The 15,395-nt window shown below is 69.9% G+C and carries 16 protein-coding genes; 5 read left to right on the top strand and 11 right to left on the bottom strand.

The features are described 5' to 3' along the window. Positions 1–54 precede the first annotated feature (54 nt). Positions 55–588 (top strand): DNA-3-methyladenine glycosylase I, encoded by a 534-nt coding sequence (locus tag ABKA19_RS07765; protein WP_353688415.1) that lies wholly within the window; start codon positions 55–57, stop codon positions 586–588. A gap of 191 nt (positions 589–779) precedes the next feature. On the opposite strand, the gene ABKA19_RS07770 is transcribed toward ABKA19_RS07765, so the two are convergent. The 3 genes from ABKA19_RS07770 to ABKA19_RS07780 form a co-directional block, all read right to left on the bottom strand. Continuing rightward, positions 780–1,454 carry a YitT family protein gene (locus ABKA19_RS07770; RefSeq protein WP_353688615.1) on the bottom strand — a complete coding sequence of 225 codons (675 nt, stop codon included), beginning with the start codon at positions 1,452–1,454 and terminating at the stop codon, positions 780–782. Between the two features lie 225 nt (positions 1,455–1,679). Next, on the bottom strand, positions 1,680–2,810 hold the full coding sequence (locus ABKA19_RS07775) for a PilT/PilU family type 4a pilus ATPase (RefSeq protein ID WP_162377749.1): 1,131 nt from the start codon (positions 2,808–2,810) through the stop codon (positions 1,680–1,682). Between the two features lie 53 nt (positions 2,811–2,863). After that, positions 2,864–3,901: a type IV pilus twitching motility protein PilT gene (locus ABKA19_RS07780; RefSeq protein WP_162377750.1), complete on the bottom strand. Its 1,038-nt coding sequence runs from the start codon at positions 3,899–3,901 to the stop codon at positions 2,864–2,866. Positions 3,902–4,024: 123 nt separating this feature from the next. Here ABKA19_RS07780 and ABKA19_RS07785 point away from each other — a divergent pair, with 123 nt between their 5' ends. From ABKA19_RS07785 to ABKA19_RS07800, 4 genes are all read left to right on the top strand, one after another. After that, the gene (locus tag ABKA19_RS07785) at positions 4,025–4,705 is read left to right on the top strand and encodes a YggS family pyridoxal phosphate-dependent enzyme (RefSeq protein ID WP_353688416.1); all 681 of its coding nucleotides are present in this window, start codon (positions 4,025–4,027) and stop codon (positions 4,703–4,705) included. Positions 4,706–4,739: 34 nt separating this feature from the next. Next, a complete protein-coding gene (gene proC / locus ABKA19_RS07790; protein WP_353688417.1) occupies positions 4,740–5,579 on the top strand; it encodes a pyrroline-5-carboxylate reductase in 840 nt (279 codons plus the stop codon). After that, the gene (locus ABKA19_RS07795; RefSeq protein WP_353688418.1) at positions 5,576–6,049 is read left to right on the top strand and encodes a DUF4426 domain-containing protein; all 474 of its coding nucleotides are present in this window, start codon (positions 5,576–5,578) and stop codon (positions 6,047–6,049) included. Before proC ends, ABKA19_RS07795 begins: the two co-directional genes overlap by 4 nt. A 204-nt stretch (positions 6,050–6,253) precedes the next feature. Next, positions 6,254–6,673 (top strand): hypothetical protein, encoded by a 420-nt coding sequence (locus ABKA19_RS07800; protein WP_353688419.1) that lies wholly within the window; start codon positions 6,254–6,256, stop codon positions 6,671–6,673. Between the two features lie 85 nt (positions 6,674–6,758). Here the strand turns inward: ABKA19_RS07800 and ABKA19_RS07805 are convergent, their stop codons facing one another. From ABKA19_RS07805 to ABKA19_RS07840, 8 genes are all read right to left on the bottom strand, one after another. Beyond that, positions 6,759–7,619: a pirin family protein gene (locus tag ABKA19_RS07805; protein ID WP_353688420.1), complete on the bottom strand. Its 861-nt coding sequence runs from the start codon at positions 7,617–7,619 to the stop codon at positions 6,759–6,761. A gap of 117 nt (positions 7,620–7,736) precedes the next feature. Next, entirely contained in the window at positions 7,737–8,405 is a 669-nt protein-coding gene (locus ABKA19_RS07810) for a DUF2306 domain-containing protein (protein WP_353688421.1), read from the bottom strand. Between the two features lie 40 nt (positions 8,406–8,445). Then, positions 8,446–9,807 (bottom strand): NAD-dependent succinate-semialdehyde dehydrogenase, encoded by a 1,362-nt coding sequence (locus ABKA19_RS07815; RefSeq protein WP_353688422.1) that lies wholly within the window; start codon positions 9,805–9,807, stop codon positions 8,446–8,448. Between the two features lie 93 nt (positions 9,808–9,900). After that, positions 9,901–10,746, bottom strand: coding sequence for an ABC transporter permease subunit (locus ABKA19_RS07820; RefSeq protein ID WP_353688423.1), 846 nt, complete (start codon positions 10,744–10,746; stop codon positions 9,901–9,903). Beyond that, complete coding sequence (locus ABKA19_RS07825; RefSeq protein ID WP_353688424.1) at positions 10,743–11,654, bottom strand: ABC transporter permease subunit; 912 nt, start codon at positions 11,652–11,654, stop codon at positions 10,743–10,745. The genes ABKA19_RS07820 and ABKA19_RS07825 overlap by 4 nt, the downstream gene beginning before the upstream one ends. Further along, positions 11,651–12,787: an ABC transporter ATP-binding protein gene (locus tag ABKA19_RS07830; protein ID WP_162377760.1), complete on the bottom strand. Its 1,137-nt coding sequence runs from the start codon at positions 12,785–12,787 to the stop codon at positions 11,651–11,653. The genes ABKA19_RS07825 and ABKA19_RS07830 overlap by 4 nt, the downstream gene beginning before the upstream one ends. A 67-nt stretch (positions 12,788–12,854) precedes the next feature. Next, entirely contained in the window at positions 12,855–13,997 is a 1,143-nt protein-coding gene (locus ABKA19_RS07835; RefSeq protein WP_353688616.1) for an extracellular solute-binding protein, read from the bottom strand. Positions 13,998–14,213: 216 nt separating this feature from the next. Further along, positions 14,214–15,386, bottom strand: coding sequence for a polyamine ABC transporter substrate-binding protein (locus ABKA19_RS07840; RefSeq protein WP_353688425.1), 1,173 nt, complete (start codon positions 15,384–15,386; stop codon positions 14,214–14,216). Between the last annotated feature and the right edge of the window lie 9 nt (positions 15,387–15,395).

Below are 15,395 nucleotides of genomic sequence, written 5' to 3' on the forward strand. Positions count from 1 at the left end.
CGGCCGCCGCCTGAGGCTTGGCATAATCGCGGGGCCGCCCCCTTCGAGCACGCCATGTCCGGCTATTGCGATTCCGCCCCGGGCCATCCGCTGCACGGCCCGTACCACGACACCGAGTACGGCGTCCCGCAGCGCGAGGAGCGGGTACTGTTCGAGCGCCTGCTGCTGGAAATCAACCAGGCCGGGCTGAGCTGGGAAACGATGCTGAAGAAGCGCGAGGGTTTCCGCCGCGCCTACGACGGCTTCGACGTGGACGCGGTGGCCGGCTACGGCCCGGCCGATCGCGCGCGCCTGCTGGCCGACCCCGGCATCATCCGCAACCGGCTGAAGGTCGAGGCGGCGATCCACAACGCGGGCGTGATCCGCGGCCTGCGCGATTCCCATGGCGGGTTCGCCGCGTGGCTGGACGCCCACCATCCGCTGGACAAGGCCGGATGGGTCAAGCTGTTCCGGAAGACCTTCCGCTTCACCGGCGGTGAAATCACCGGCGAGTTCCTGATGAGCCTGGGCTACCTGCCCGGCGCGCACCGCGAAAGCTGCCCCGTGTACGCGCGGATCGCGACGATCCCGCCCCCCTGGATGTCGTAGAGCGGGGCTTGCCCTGCTGCTTTCCGGCTGCTGCTTCGCCAGGCGTGGGTAGCCGGGCAGAGCCCGGCTCTACGAGGGGCGCGGCTCCGTGCCTGTTGGCGCTCTCGTAGAGCGGGGCTTGCCCCGCTGCCTTTCCGCCTGCTGCTGCTCCAGGCCTGGGCAACCGGGCAGAGCCCGGCTCTACGGGCGGGCTACACCCCCATGTACCGGTGCGGGCGGTGGTTGAACATCAGCACCAGGCTCAGTACGACCGCGCCGACCGCCGAATACAGCACCTTGGCCGGCGAGAGCACGAAGAACGCCGCGAACATCAGCACCGTATCGAATGCCAGCTGCACCTTGCCGGCGCTGATCCCGCGCTCGCGCTGCAGGTACACCGCCAGCACGCCGACGCCGCCGAGGCTGGCGCGGTGCCGGATGAAGAACAGCACCCCCAGGCCGCACAGCGCCCCGCCCACCAGCGCCGAGTACAGCCCGGTCATGTGCGACCAGCCGGCCCAGCGCGGCAGCAGGTCGCTGAGCAGGCCGCAGGCGCCGACGGCCAGGAACGTCTTCAGGGTGAACTCCCAGCCCATCCGCCGCACCGCGATCCAGTAGAACGGCAGGTTCACCAGCACGAACAGCAGGCCGAAGTTCCAGCCCAGCGCGTAGTGCAGCAGGAAGGAGACGCCGGCCATGCCGCCGATCATGAGCCCGCCCTGGGCGAACACGGCCAGGCCGAGGGAAGCCACCAGCGTGGCCAGGACCATGCCCTGCACGTCCTCGGCCAGTGAGTGGTGGTACGCACGGTCGTCGGCCGGGGTGCCGGCCGAGTCGGGGGGCGGGGTCAACGGGCCGGCGGTGACGACGGCGCCGTCCTCGGGCAGGGGAGCCTGCCCGGGCCGGAGGTCCGGATCGGTGGGGTTCACGTGGAGGGTGCCGCGGTGGGGTGCGCCATTTTAGGCGCTTCCCACGCCCGCGTGAGCGCATGGCGGCCAGGCGGCCAGGCCCCGGCCGGGTCGGATGACCGGCCAGGCGATCGGACGGGCGCCGGAAACGACGAAGCCGCCCGGAGGCGGCTTCGCGGCGTTGGGGGTCGCGCGACGGATGCCTCAACGCACCTCGGCGATCTCGACCCCGTCCAGGCCCTGGGCCAGGGTGCGCGCGTCGCCGCCCTGGGAAAGCTTGATCCGCAGGCGCACCTCGTTCTGCGAGTCGGCGTAGCGCAGCGCGTCCTCGTAGGAGATCTCGCCGGCCTGGTACAGCTCGAACAGGCTCTGGTCGAAGGTCTTCATGCCCAGGTTGGTGGACTCCTTCATCACCTCCTTGAGCTTGTGGATCTCGCCGTCGCGGATGTAGTCCTGCACCAGCGGCGTGCCGAGCAGGATCTCCATCGCCACGCGGCGGCCCTTGCCGTCCGGGGTCGGGATCAGCTGCTGGGCGACCACACCCTTGAGGTTGAGCGACAGGTCCATCAGCAGCTGGCTGCGACGGTCCTCGGGGAAGAAGTTGATGATGCGGTCCATCGCCTGGTTGGCGTTGTTGGCATGGAGCGTGCAGAGCACCAGGTGGCCGGTCTCGGCGAAGGCGATGGCATGGTCCATGCCCTCGCGGGTACGCACCTCGCCGATCATGATCACGTCAGGGGCCTGGCGCAGGGTGTTCTTCAGCGCGTTCTCCCAGCTGTCGGTGTCGATGCCGACCTCGCGCTGGGTGATGATGCAGCCCTCGTGCTTGTGCACGAACTCGATCGGGTCCTCGATGGTGATGATGTGCCCGGTCGAGTTCTGGTTGCGGTAGCCGATCATGGAGGCTAGCGACGTCGACTTGCCGGTGCCGGTGGCGCCCACGAACAGGATGATGCCGCGCTTGGTCATCGCCAGCGTCTTGATGATCGGCGGCAGGTTGAGTTCCTCGACCGTCGGGATCTTGGTCTCGATCCGGCGCAGGACCATGCCCACCTGGTTGCGCTGGTAGAAGCACGAGACGCGGAAGCGGCCGACGCCGGCCACGCCGATCGCGAAGTTGCACTCGTGGGTCTTCTCGAACTCCTCGCGCTGCGCCGGCGTCATCACGTTCAGCACCAGGTCGCGGCTCTGCTGCGGGGTGAGCGGCGTCTGCGTGATCGGGCTGATCTTGCCGTGCAGCTTCATCGACGGCGGCATGCCGGCGGTGATGAACAGGTCCGACGCCTTCTGGTGCGCCATCAGCTTGAGGAACGAGGTGAAGTCGATGGTGCTCATGGCGTGCTCCTGGTCCTGGTGCCTGGTCGGCGTTCCCGCTGTGCGACGGCCTGTTACTCGAACAGGCGCTTGTCCTTGGCGTATTCCTTGGCCTGGTTGCGGGTGATCTGGCCGCGCTTGACCAGGTCCTGAAGGTGCTGGTCGAGGGTCATCATGCCGTACTGCTGGCCGGTCTGGATCGACGAGTACATCTGCGCGACCTTGTCCTCGCGGATCAGGTTGCGGATGGCCGGGGTGCCGACCATGATTTCCCAGGCCGCGGTGCGGCCGCCGCCGACCTTCTTCAGCAGCGCCTGCGAGATCACCGCGCGCAGCGATTCGGACAGCATCGAACGGACCATCGGCTTCTCGCCGGCCGGGAACACGTCGATGATGCGGTCGATCGTCTTGGCCGCCGACGAGGTGTGCAGGGTGCCGAACACCAGGTGGCCGGTCTCGGCCGCGGTCAGCGCCAGGCGGATGGTTTCCAGGTCGCGCAACTCGCCGACCAGGATGTAGTCCGGGTCCTCGCGCAGCGCCGAGCGCAGCGCCTCGTTGAAGCCGTGCGTGTCGCGGTGCACCTCGCGCTGGTTGATCAGGCACTTCTGCGAGGTGTGGACGAACTCGATCGGGTCCTCGACGGTGAGGATGTGCCCGTACTCGTTCTTGTTGATGTGGTCGACCATTGCCGCCAGCGTGGTCGACTTGCCCGAACCGGTCGGGCCGGTGACCAGGATCAGGCCCTGCGGCTGCTGGATCAGCTCGCGGAAGATCGGCGGGCAGCCCAGGTCCTCCAGGCTCAGCACGTCGGAGGGAATGGTGCGGAACACCGCGCCGGCGCCACGGTTCTGGTTGAACGCGTTGACGCGGAAGCGGGCCAGCGAGGGGATCTCGAACGAGAAGTCGACCTCGAGGAACTCCTCGTAGTCGCGCCGCTGCTTGTCCGACATGATGTCGTAGACCAGCGCGTGCACCTGCTTGTGGTCCAGGGCGGGGATGTTGATCCGCCGCACGTCGCCGTCGACCCGGATCATCGGCGGCAGGCCGGCCGACAGGTGCAGGTCGGAAGCCTTGTTCTTGACCGAAAAGGCCAGCAGCTCGGCGATATCCATGCGCGTGATCCCCCGTGATCCACAGATCAGTCGATAGCCCGAGCGATCCGCCCGGGCTGGAACGATACATCCCCGCGGGGCAGTATAGCGCTCCCGCCGCTGCCGCCAATGGCCCGCCCGTCCATGCCCGCCGACCGCCTGCGAACCGTGCTGCAGCGCATCCAGAACGCGGCCGACGCGGCCGGGCGGCCAGTCCCGGTCCTGCTCGCGGTGTCCAAGACCCAGCCGGCCGACGCGGTGGCCGCGCTGGCCGGCGCCGGCCAGCAGGCCTTCGGCGAGAACTACGTGCAGGAGGCCGCGGCCAAGCGCGCGGCGCGGGCAGCCGATCATCCGGACCTGCAGTGGCACCTGATCGGCCACCTGCAATCGAACAAGGCCGCGCTCGCGGCCGAGGTGTTCGACTGGGTGCAGAGCGTGGACCGGGACAGCGTCATCGCCGCCCTCGCCCGCCACCGGGCGCCGCAACGGCCACGGCTGAACGTCCTCATCCAGGTGAACGTGGAGGGCGAACCGGGCAAGGGCGGATGCCCACCCGGGGCGATCGCCGGCCTGGCCGAACGCGTCGCCGCCGAGCCGCGCCTGGCGCTGCGCGGACTGATGTCGATCCCGGTGCCGCACGCCGACCCGGAAGCGCGGCGGCCGGCCTTCGCCCGGATGCGCGCCCTGTTCGACGACCTGGCCGCGCGCCACCCCGGGGTCGATACCCTGTCGATGGGCATGAGCGACGATTTCCCGGTCGCGATCGCCGAAGGCGCGACCATGGTGCGGATCGGCACCGCGCTGTTCGGCCCGCGCCCGCACTGAACCGCCTTCCTCTCCTCCCGAACCCGGATTTCCGATGACCGCCCCCCACCCCGCGTCCGACTCCCTGGCCTTCATCGGCGGCGGCAACATGGCACGGAGCCTGATCGGCGGGCTGGCCCGGCGCGGTGTCGATACCCGCACGATCCGCGTCGCCGAGCCGGTCGCCGCGTTGCGCGAGGCGCTGGTCGCGGACTTCGGCGTACAGGCGTTCGAGCGTGGCGGGGACGCGGTGGCCGGTGCCGGCCTGTGGCTGCTGGCGGTGAAGCCGCAGATGATGCGCGCCGCATGCGAGCCGCTGGCCGCGGCCGCGCAGGCGCAGCGCCCGCTGGTGGTGTCGATCGCCGCCGGCATTCCGGTGGCGCGCCTGCAGCAGTGGCTCGGCGGCGGCCTGCCGGTGGTGCGCTGCATGCCCAACACGCCCGCCCTGCTCGGCGCCGGGGTCACCGGCCTGTACGCGGGCGAAGGCGTCGATGCATCGCAGCGCGCCCGTGCGGACGAGCTGCTGTCCAGTGCCGGTGCGACGGTCTGGATCGACGCCGAACCGCTGATCGATGCGGTGACCGCGGTCTCCGGCAGCGGGCCGGCCTACGTGTTCCTGCTGGCCGAAGCCCTGGAAGCGGCCGCCGTCGCCGAGGGCCTGCCCGCGGCCGATGCGCGCACCCTGGTGGTGCAGACCCTGCTCGGCGCCGGCCGCATGCTTGCCGAGGCCGGCGAGGCGCCTGCCGAACTGCGGCGCCGGGTGACGTCCCCCGGCGGCACCACCCAGGCGGCGATCGAAGCGTTCCAGGCCGGCGGCTTCGAGGCGCTGGTGGCCCGGGCCGTGCATGCCGCGCGCGAACGCGGCGCCGCGCTGGCCGCGGCGGGCGACGCATGAGCGGCGGCGCCCGGCGCGGTGCGCTCCTGTCCCTGGTCCTGGCGCTGGGCCTCGCCGGCTGCGGCAACCCCGCGCCCGAACCGGCCCGTTTCGTCCCTCCGCACCCGAGCACGACCGACCTCGAGGGGCCGCTGCGCGCCCGCTACAACCTGTTGCCGACGCTGGCGCTGGGCGAGGCGGTGGCGCGCGAATACGGGGTCGAGCGCGACGCCGGCACCGCGCTGCTGGTGGTGGCGCTGCGACGCCCCACCGCCGACGGCGACGAGACCGGCGCCGTCGGCGAGGTCAGCGCCGAAGTGGTCGACCTGGCCGGCCGGCGCCAGGCCGTGGCCATGCGGCCGGTCGCCACCGGCGAGTACGTCGACCACGTCGGCACGGTCCGGGTCGGCGCGCACGACACGCTGCGCGCGCGCATCGTGGTGGTGGTCGACGGACGCCGGCAGGAGTTCGACTTCCAGCGCAGTTTCTGAGCGCAGGGTTTGCATCCCGCGGCAGCGCTGGGTATTTTCGGACGGGAGGGGCCGTTCCGGCGCCATCGGCGGGCGGCCCAGGGGAGCAAGCAACGTGCGGGCGCGAGGGATCGCGCCGGCCCCGCATCCGTCCGGGCCAGGTGGCCACGCCACCCGCGCGCCATCCGGGGACAAGGGTCCGCTTCGCGGACCGGGGGAAGTGCCATGAACAAGTTCCACCTTCTGGGCCTGCTAGCGATCGCGTGGGCCACACCGCAGGCGTCGGCGCAGGACGCCACCTGCCCTGCCCTGCCCGCCGGCTCCAACCTGCACTGGCAGCAGCAGGCCGGCAACGGCTTCACCGTGTGCCGTGCGCTGGACGGCGAGCGGCAGGTGATCGGAGTCATGCTGACCTCCTCGCCGACGGTCAACCTGCAACGCCGCAACCGCGAGGAAGAAGGTTCCATCGGCGCGCACGAGGTGCACTGGTACCAGCCGGAGATCGCCGTCTCCACCGGCGAACGCAAGCGCGTGACCATCGTCGAACTGGGCGATGACCGCTACGCGCAGGTGTGGGTGGACGCCGCCAACGACGCCGAGCTGCGGCAGTTGCTCTCGCTGGCCGAAGGCATCGCCCTGAACTGATCGCCGCCGGGCCGGACGATCGCCCGGCCCGCGACGCCCGGAACGCGCGCCGTTCCGGCGCGCGTTCCGGCGCGTGCCATTGCCCTCAGAAGCGGCCTTCCTGGAAATCGACGAAGGCCTGCATCAGCTCCTGCCGGGTGTTCATCACGAACGGCCCGTGCCGCGCGACGGGCTCGCGCAGCGGGATGCCGGCCACCAGGATCAGGCGCGCGCCCTGGCTGCCTGCGCGCAATGCCAGCCTGCTGCCGCCGCCCAGCACGCCCATCGCGTGGGTCTCCAGGGGACGGGCCCCATCGCCGTCGCCCACCGTTGCCGCGCCCTCGAACACATAGGCGAACGCGTTGTGGCCCTCGGGCAGTGCGTATTCCCAGGCCACGCCCGGCTCCAGTGCGATGTCCAGGTACAGCGGGTCGGTGGCCGGCTGCACGATCGGCCCGACCGTGCCGCCCACGCGTCCGGCGATCACCTTCACCTCGACCCCGTCGGCCGGGCGCACCACCGGGATCTGCTCGGGGGCGAATTCCTGGTAGCGCGGATCGGTCATCTTCTCGCGCGCCGGCAGGTTCACCCACAGCTGGAACCCGCGCATGCGGCCCGATTCCTGTTCCGGCATCTCCGAATGCACCAGGCCGCGGCCGGCGGTCATCCACTGCACGCTGCCTGGGGTCAACAGGCCCTCGTTGCCGTGGTTGTCCTTGTGCCGCATGCGCCCGTCGAGCATGTAGGTCACCGTCTCGAAGCCCCGGTGCGGATGGCTCGGGAAACCGGCGATGTAGTCCTCGGCCTTGTCGGTGCCGAACTCGTCCAGCAGCAGGAACGGGTCCAGCTCGGGCAGCGCCTGCCCGCCGATCACGCGGGTCAGCCTGACCCCGGCGCCATCGGAGGTGGCCTGGCCACGCACCATGCGGATGACATGGGCGGGGGCGGATTCGATCGAAGCGCTCATGGGACGTTCTCCATTTCCGGTAGCACGCAAGATGATGCCTGCGGTGCCGCAACGGAATCGCGCGCGGCGTAACCGTCTGTTCCATCGCCGTGGTCGCGGCGACTCCGCGGCGCGCGCTCAGGCAGGCGGGCGCGGCCGTTCCTGCCGCCAGTACGCCGGCTCCGCGCTTGCCGCGAGCAGCTCGCGCGCGCGCCGCGAGCGCAGGAAGGCTTGCGCCAGCAGCAGGTTGGGCACCCAGCACAGCCAGGCGATGGCCGGATAGGCCACGGTGAACGGGATGCCGGCGAACTGGCTGACCGGAAGGTAGAAGCGCAGCGTGACCGCCGCCAGGGTCAATGCATAGCTGCGCACCATCCAGTCGCGGTGCGCGGCCAGCCGCCGGCGGCGGATCGCGAGCACCGCCAGCGCGGTGGACGCCAGCCAGCACGCCCCCAGCAGCGCGAACCCAGCGGCCGCCACGCGGCCGGTCGAGGCGTGCGGGGCCAGCACCAGCGCGGCCATGCCGCCGGCCGCCACGGCCAGCACGTAGAGCCGGCCCAGCCACCGGTGCAGCTCGAGCCAGCGGTTGCGCAGGCGCGTATGCAGCTGCAATGCGCCGGCAACCAGCGCCGTGCCGCCACCGGCGAAATGCCCCCAGCTCGCCAGCGGCCGCTGCGCGAACATGTCGCGCACCAGCGGGTGTCTCCATCCGGGCACGAACGCCATGGCGAACGCGTAGCCCGCCACCAGCAGCGCCAGCACCGCCATCGCGTACCAGCCGAACCGGCTCCAGCGGCTGCCGCCCATCGCCTGCTCCCCTTGGCCGTCCCGCCAGCCTGCGGCCGGCTCAGGCCACGTAGACCGACTTGATGTTCATGAACTCGTGGATGCCGTGCTCGGCCAGCTCGCGGCCGAATCCCGAACGCTTGGTCCCGCCGAACGGCAGTCGCACGTCGCTGCGCACGATCGCGTTGACGAACGCCGCACCGACCTGCAGCTGCCGCGCCACGCGCTCGCCGCGCGCCGGATCGCCGGTCCACACGCTGCCGCCCAGGCCGAAGGTGGTGTCGTTGGCCACGCGCACCGCCTCGTCCTCGTCCTTGACCCGCAGGATGCTGGCCACCGGGCCGAACAGCTCCTCCTCGTAGGCCGGCATGCCCGGCGCCACCGCATCGAGGATCGAAGCCGGATAGCCGGCGTGCGAGGCGTCCGGTTCGCAGCCCAGCAGCGGCCTTGCGCCGCGCGCGATGCTCTCGCGCACCTGCTTGTGCAGTTCGTCGCGCAGGTCCTGCCGTGCCATCGGCGCCAGGGTGGCCGAGCCGTCGTTGGGATCGCCCAGGCGCAGCGTGCCCGCCGCCTCGACGAAGCGCCGGGTGAATTCGTCGGCGATCGCCTCGACCACGATGAAGCGCTTGGCCGCGATGCAGGTCTGCCCGGCGTTGCCGAAGCGCGAGGCGACCGCGCCGGCGACGGTCTTGTCCAGGTCCGCGTCGTCGAGGACGACGAAGGCGTCGCTGCCGCCCAGTTCCATCACGCACTTCTTCAGTTGCTGGCCGGCGTTGCCGGCGACCGAGCGGCCGGCGCGTTCGCTGCCGGTGAGCGTCACCGCCGCCACGCGCGGGTCGCGGATGACCGCGGCGGCCTGCTCGTTGTCGATGTGCAGCACGCCGAACACCCCGGCCGGCAGGCCCGCCTCGTCCAGTACGCTCGCGATCAGGTCGGCGCAGCGCGGCACGTTGCTGGCGTGCTTGAGCACCGCGACATTCCCGGCCATCAGCGCCGGCGCCAGGAAGCGGAACACCTGCCAGAACGGGAAGTTCCAGGGCATCACCGCCAGCACGCAGCCCAACGGCTCGTAGCGGACGTAGCTGGCGCGGCCCTCGGTGGCGATCGCCTGGTCGGCCAGGTAGCCGGCCGCGTGGCCGGCGTAGTAGTCGCAGGCATCGGCGCACTTGTCGACCTCGGCCAGCGCCTCCTTGCGCAGCTTGCCCATCTCGGCGGTGATGGTCCGCTGCACGTCTTCGCGGCGCCGGCGCAGGGCCGCGCCCACCGCGCGCAGCACCTCGCCGCGCGACTCCAGGCTGCGCTGCGACCAGCCCGGGAACGCCGCCCGCGACGCGGCCAGCACGGCCTCGACCTGCGCCGGCGTCATCAGTTCATGGCGGTACTCGACCTGCCCGGTCGCGGGGTTGATCGTCTCGACAGTCATTGCTTTCCTCGCCTGCACCGCAGCTTGCAGTCTGGCCGCCGCCGCGTTAGTACGCCGTGGCGACGCACCGCGATCGCCGCAGCCATGTCCGTATCAGCCGTTTTCCTGCAGGGCCAGCTGCATGTCGCGCTGGCGGCGCTGCTCGTCGCGGAACATCAGCCACCAGCCGATCACCGCGGCGACGGAGACGGCCATGATCATCAGCGTCGCCAGCGCGTTGATCTTCGGGCTCACGCCCAGGCGCACCGACGAGAACACCTTGATCGGCAGCGTGGTCGAATCGGGCCCCGCGACGAAACTGGCGATGACCACGTCGTCCAGCGACAGGGTGAAGGCCAGCAGCCAGCCGCTCACCAGCGCCGGCGCGATGATCGGCAGGGTGATCAGGAAGAACACCTTGAGGCGGTTGGCGCCCAGGTCCATGGCCGCTTCCTCGAGCGACTTGTCCAGCTCCTGCAGGCGCGAGGACACCACCACGGTGACGAACGACACGGTCAGGGTCACGTGCGCGATCCAGATCGCGACCATGCCCTTGGACGGGATCCCCAGCGCGGCCCCGGCCGAGACCAGCATCAGCAGGATCGACAGGCCGATGATCACCTCGGGCATCACCAGCGGCGCGGTGATCAGCGCGCCGAACACGGTCTTGCCCGGGAATCGGCGGAAGCGGGTCATCACCATCGCCCCGAGCGTGCCGATGGCCGTGGCCGCCGTGGCCGTCCAGAAGGCGATGCGCAGGCTGACCCAGGCCGCTTCGAGGATCTGCCGGTCGCGCAGCAGCTCGCCGTACCACTTGGTCGAGAAGCCCGCCCACACCGTGGCCAGGCGCGAGGAATTGAACGAGTAGACGATCAGCAGCAGGATCGGCAGGTACAGGAAGGCGTAACCGAGCGCCAGCACCGTCCAGCGCAGGATCCGTTGGCCCAGGGTCGGGTTCATGTCAGCCGCCCCTCCATTTCCTTCTGCTGGAACCGGTTGAACACCAGGATCGGCACCAGCAGGATCAGCAGCATCACGATTGCCACGGCCGAGGCGGCCGGCCAGTCGCGGTTGTTGAAGAACTCGCCCCACAGCACCCGGCCGATCATCAGCGTATCCGGGCCGCCGAGCATCTCCGGGATCACGAATTCGCCCACCGCCGGGATCATCACCAGCATGCAGCCGGCCACGATCCCCGCCCGCGACAGCGGCAGGGTGATGCGCAGGAAGGCCTGCCAGGGCTTGGCGCCCAGGTCGTAGGCGGCCTCCAGGAGGCGCAGGTCGAGCTTGACCAGGTTGGCGTACAGCGGCAGCACCATGAACGGCAGGTAGCAGTAGACGATGCCGATGTAGGCGGCCAGCGGCGTGTAGAGGATCCGCAGCGGCGCGTCGATCACGCCCAGGCCCATCAACGCGCGATTGAGGATGCCGTTGGCGTCGAGGATGCCGACCCAGGCGTAGACCCGCAGCAGGAACGAGATCCACGACGGCAGCACCACCGCCATCAGCGCGATGTTGCGCGTGGACGGCTTCATCCGGGCGATGAAGTACGCCATCGGGTAGCCGATCAGCAGGCACAGCAGGGTCGAGACCGCGGCGATCTTGATCGAGCTCAGGTAGGCAAGCACGTACTGCGAGTCGGTGAACAGGGCCACGTAGTTGCCCAGGTTCAGGCGCAGGGTCAGGGCCTTGTCGACGTACTCCAGGATCGGCGTGTACGGCGGCATGGCGATGGCCAGCCGCGAGAACGAGATCTTCAGCACGATCAGGAACGGGATCGCGAAGAACAGCAGCAGCCACAGGAACGGCACCGCGATCACCGCCCAGCGGCCGCCCGGCACGAAGCGCTTGAGGGCGCGTGCTTTCATGAGGTCAGCACCACGCCGTCGTTGTCGCCCCACCACAGCCAGACCGGGTCGCCCCAGGTCATCCCCTCGCTCTCCCAGCGCTTCTCGTTGGCGAAGTTCACCAGCATCTTGATCCCGCTGGGCAGGCGCACGTGGTAGACCGAATGGCTGCCGAAGTAGGCGATGTCCTCGATCGTGCCGCGTGCCTTGTTGTGCGGCTGCGCCGGCTCCGCCTTGGCGATGTCCAGTTTCTCCGGGCGGACCGCGAACGACACCGCCTGCCCCGGGAAGCCGGTGATGCCGTGGCCGATGTGGATCGGCGCCTCGAACGCCGGCGTCTTCAGGGTGACGTAGTCGGGTTCGTCCTCGTCGATGGTCGCATCGACCAGGTTGACCGAGCCGATGAACTCGGCGGCGAAGCGGTTGGCCGGCTGCTCGTAGATCTCGTCCGGGGTGCCGACCTGCTGGATCCAGCCCTGGTCCATCAGCGCGATGCGCGTGGCCATGGTCATCGCCTCCTCCTGGTCATGGGTGACCATCACGCAGGTGACCCCGGAGGTTTCGATGATGTTGACCAGCTCCAGCTGCATGCGCGAGCGCAGCTTCTTGTCCAGCGCGCCCATCGGCTCGTCCAGCAGCAGCAGCTTCGGCCCCTTGGCCAGCGAGCGGGCCAGGGCCACGCGCTGCTGCTGGCCGCCGGAGAGCTGGTGCGGCTTGCGCTTGGCCAGCTTGCCCAGCTGCACCATCTCCAGCATCTCGCCCACGCGCTTGCGGATCGCGTCCTTGGCCATCCCGTCCTGCTTGAGGCCGAAGGCGATGTTCTGCTCCACGGTCATGTGCGGGAACAGCGCGTAGGACTGGAACATCATGTTGATCGGGCGCTCGTACGGCGGCAGGTCGTTCATGACCTCGCCGTCGAGCACGATCCTGCCCTTCGTCGGCCGCTCGAAACCGGCCAGGCAGCGCAGCAGGGTCGACTTGCCGCTGCCCGAGCCGCCCAGCAGGGCGAAGATCTCGCCCTTGCGGATGTCCAGGCTCACGTCATCGACGGCGACGAAGCCGTCGAATTCCTTGCGCACGCCCTCGATGCGCAGGTAGCGCTCGGCGCCGGCCTCGGCCGGGGATCCGTTCGCGCGTTCGTTGCTCGCCGCCATGGCCGCTCCAGGTGGGGGATGGGCGGGCCGCCGCTGGCGGCGATCCGCGCCCGGGTTGCCGTGCAGCCTAGCGGCCGGTCTTCAGCTCGGTCCAGAGCCGGGTGTACAGGCGGTCCACTTCCGGCGGGATGATCGCCAGGGTGAACAGCTTGGCGGCCGTCTCCGGCGGCGGGTAGATGGTCGGGTCGTTCTTGATCGCCTCGTCCACCATGGGCAGCGACGCCGGCACCGGGTTGGGGTAGCTGACGTAGTTGCTGTTGGCCGCGGCCACCTCCGGGCGCAACAGGTAGTCGATGAAGGCGTAGGCGTTATCCAGGTTCTTCGCGTCCTTGGGGATGGCGAGCATGTCCACGAAGATCGGCGCGCCCTCCTTGGGGATGGAGAAGGCGACGTTGACGCCGTTGCCCGCCTCCACCGCGCGGTCGCGCGCCTGCAGCACGTCGCCGGACCAGCCCACCACCAGGCAGGCGCTGCCGTTGGCCAACGCATCGATGTATTGGCTGGAATGGAAGGTCTGGATGTAGGGACGGATCGTCCCGAGCAGGTCGGCGCCCTTCTGGATCACCGCCGGATCGGTGCTGTTGGGATCCTCGCCCAGGTAGTTCAGCGCGATCGGCACCAGTTCGGACGGCGTGTCCAGCAGCATCACCCCGCAGTCCTTGAGCTTGGCGATGTTCTCCGGCTTGAACACCAGGTCCCAGCTGCCGGCGACCTCGGTGCCACCGAACGCGGCGGTGACCTTGTCCACGTTGTAGCCGATGCCGGTGGTGCCCCACAGGTAGGGGATCCCGTAGCGGTTGCCCGGGTCCTGGAGCGCCAGCCGCTCCATCAGCTCCGGGTCGAGCCCGCCGTAGTTCTTCAGGCGCTCCTTCTCCAGCGGCTGGAATACGCCGGCCTGGATCTGCCGGCCGAGGAACTGCAGCGAGGGCACCACCACGTCGAAGCCGGACGCACCGGCCAGCAGCTTGGCCTCCAGCACCTCGTTGCTGTCGAACACGCCGTAGTTGACCTTGACCCCGCGCTCGCGCTCGAAGTTGGGGATGGTGTCCTCGGCGATGTAATCGGACCAGTTGTAGACATTCAGCGTGCCGGCATCGGCCGGCGCCCCGGCCGTGCCCGTCGCCTCGCCCGCCGGCGCCGTGTCCTGCTTGCCGCAGCCGGACAGCGCGGCCACCGCCAGGCCCGCCGCCAGCCAGGCCCTTGCCGCCATCGAACCGTTCAGTTGCCACCTGCTCATCGTCGCTTCCCCCATCTGGGCCCCGCAGGGCCTGTCGGTTGTCAACGACGCCGCCTCGCGGCCGGCGTCCCCGGGTTCCCCTCCCTTCGACCTCCTACCGCATGCCACCTGGTTGTTGCGATGCCCGCCGGACGCCCATGCCCGGCACGGGTTGCCGGCCGCCGCGGCGACCGGCTTCCTGCCCCGTGCTCAGCGGCCGGTCTTGATCTCCGTCCACAGCCGCGTGTAGAGCTTGTCGGTCTCCGGCGAGTTGATCGCGTAGGTGAACAGCTTGGCCTTCACCGCGTCCGGCGGGTAGATCGTCGGATCGTTGCGGATGGCCTCGTCCACCAGCGGCGTGGCCGAAGCGACCGGATTGGCGTACTGGATGTAGTTGGTGTTGTTGGCGGCCACCTGCGGCTCGAGCAGGTAGTTGATGAACGCGTAGGCGTTCTCCGGATGCTTCGCGTCGGCGGGAATGGCCAGCATGTCGAACCACTGCGGCGCGCCCTCGGCCGGGATCGAGAAGCCGACGTTGACGCCGTTGCCCGCTTCCTCGGCGCGGTCGCGCGCCTGGATGATGTCGCCCGACCAGCCCACCACCAGGCAGGTGGTGCCGTTGGCCAGCGAGCTGACGTACTGGCTGGAGTGGAAGTTCTGCACGTACGGGCGGATGCCCTTGATCAGGTCGGCGGCCTTCTGGATCACCGCCGGGTCGGCGCTGTGCGGATCCTCGCCCAGGTAGTGCAGTGCGATCGGGATCATGTCCGACGGCGTGTCGAGCAGGGTCACCCCGCAGTCCTTCAGCTTGCTGATCTTGGCCGGGTCGAACACCAGGCTCCAGCTGTTGGTGACGTCGGTGCTGCCGAACGCGGCGGTGACCTTGTCGACATTGAAGCCGATGCCGGTAGTGCCGGACATGTACGGCACCCCGTACTGGTTGCCCGGGTCCTGCGCGGCGATGGCCTGCATGACAGCGGGATCGAGGTTGGCCAGGTTGGGGATCTTGCTCTTGTCCAGCGGCTTGAACACCCCGGCCTGGATCTGGCGGCCGAAGAAGTTCAGGGTCGGCACCACCACGTCGTAGCCGCTGGAGCCGGCCAGCAGCTTGGTCTCCAGCACCTCGTCGCTGTCGTACACGTCGTAGGTGACCCGGATGCCGGACTGCTGCTCGAAGTTCGGGATGGTGTCCTCGGCGATGTAATCCGAGTAGTTGTAGACATTGAGCACTTTCTCCTCGCCGGCCGCGGCCGTGCCGGTCGAGGCGGCATCCTGCTTGCCGCCGCACGCGGCCAGCACGGCGGCGGCAAGGCCGGCGGCGAGCAGGCGCACGGCCGGAAGGAGCGTCACGGACGGGCGCGGGGCGGGCGTTCGCAGCTTCATGGGGTGCTC

The sequence above is a fragment of the Pseudoxanthomonas sp. Soil82 genome (assembly GCF_040446535.1).
GTDB lineage: Bacteria > Pseudomonadota > Gammaproteobacteria > Xanthomonadales > Xanthomonadaceae > Pseudoxanthomonas > Pseudoxanthomonas kaohsiungensis.

Coding starts and splice junctions, on each gene's coding strand:
- ABKA19_RS07785 (WP_353688416.1), top strand. CDS start 4,025: ATGCCCGCCGACCGCCTGCGAACCGTGCTGCAGCGCATCCAGAACGCG.
- ABKA19_RS07780 (WP_162377750.1), bottom strand. CDS start 3,901: ATGGATATCGCCGAGCTGCTGGCCTTTTCGGTCAAGAACAAGGCTTCC.
- ABKA19_RS07800 (WP_353688419.1), top strand. CDS start 6,254: ATGAACAAGTTCCACCTTCTGGGCCTGCTAGCGATCGCGTGGGCCACA.
- ABKA19_RS07835 (WP_353688616.1), bottom strand. CDS start 13,997: ATGGCGGCAAGGGCCTGGCTGGCGGCGGGCCTGGCGGTGGCCGCGCTG.
- ABKA19_RS07805 (WP_353688420.1), bottom strand. CDS start 7,619: ATGAGCGCTTCGATCGAATCCGCCCCCGCCCATGTCATCCGCATGGTG.
- ABKA19_RS07815 (WP_353688422.1), bottom strand. CDS start 9,807: ATGACTGTCGAGACGATCAACCCCGCGACCGGGCAGGTCGAGTACCGC.
- ABKA19_RS07775 (WP_162377749.1), bottom strand. CDS start 2,810: ATGAGCACCATCGACTTCACCTCGTTCCTCAAGCTGATGGCGCACCAG.
- proC (WP_353688417.1), top strand. CDS start 4,740: ATGACCGCCCCCCACCCCGCGTCCGACTCCCTGGCCTTCATCGGCGGC.
- ABKA19_RS07830 (WP_162377760.1), bottom strand. CDS start 12,787: ATGGCGGCGAGCAACGAACGCGCGAACGGATCCCCGGCCGAGGCCGGC.
- ABKA19_RS07840 (WP_353688425.1), bottom strand. CDS start 15,386: ATGAAGCTGCGAACGCCCGCCCCGCGCCCGTCCGTGACGCTCCTTCCG.
- ABKA19_RS07810 (WP_353688421.1), bottom strand. CDS start 8,405: ATGGGCGGCAGCCGCTGGAGCCGGTTCGGCTGGTACGCGATGGCGGTG.
- ABKA19_RS07825 (WP_353688424.1), bottom strand. CDS start 11,654: ATGAAAGCACGCGCCCTCAAGCGCTTCGTGCCGGGCGGCCGCTGGGCG.
- ABKA19_RS07795 (WP_353688418.1), top strand. CDS start 5,576: ATGAGCGGCGGCGCCCGGCGCGGTGCGCTCCTGTCCCTGGTCCTGGCG.
- ABKA19_RS07765 (WP_353688415.1), top strand. CDS start 55: ATGTCCGGCTATTGCGATTCCGCCCCGGGCCATCCGCTGCACGGCCCG.
- ABKA19_RS07820 (WP_353688423.1), bottom strand. CDS start 10,746: ATGAACCCGACCCTGGGCCAACGGATCCTGCGCTGGACGGTGCTGGCG.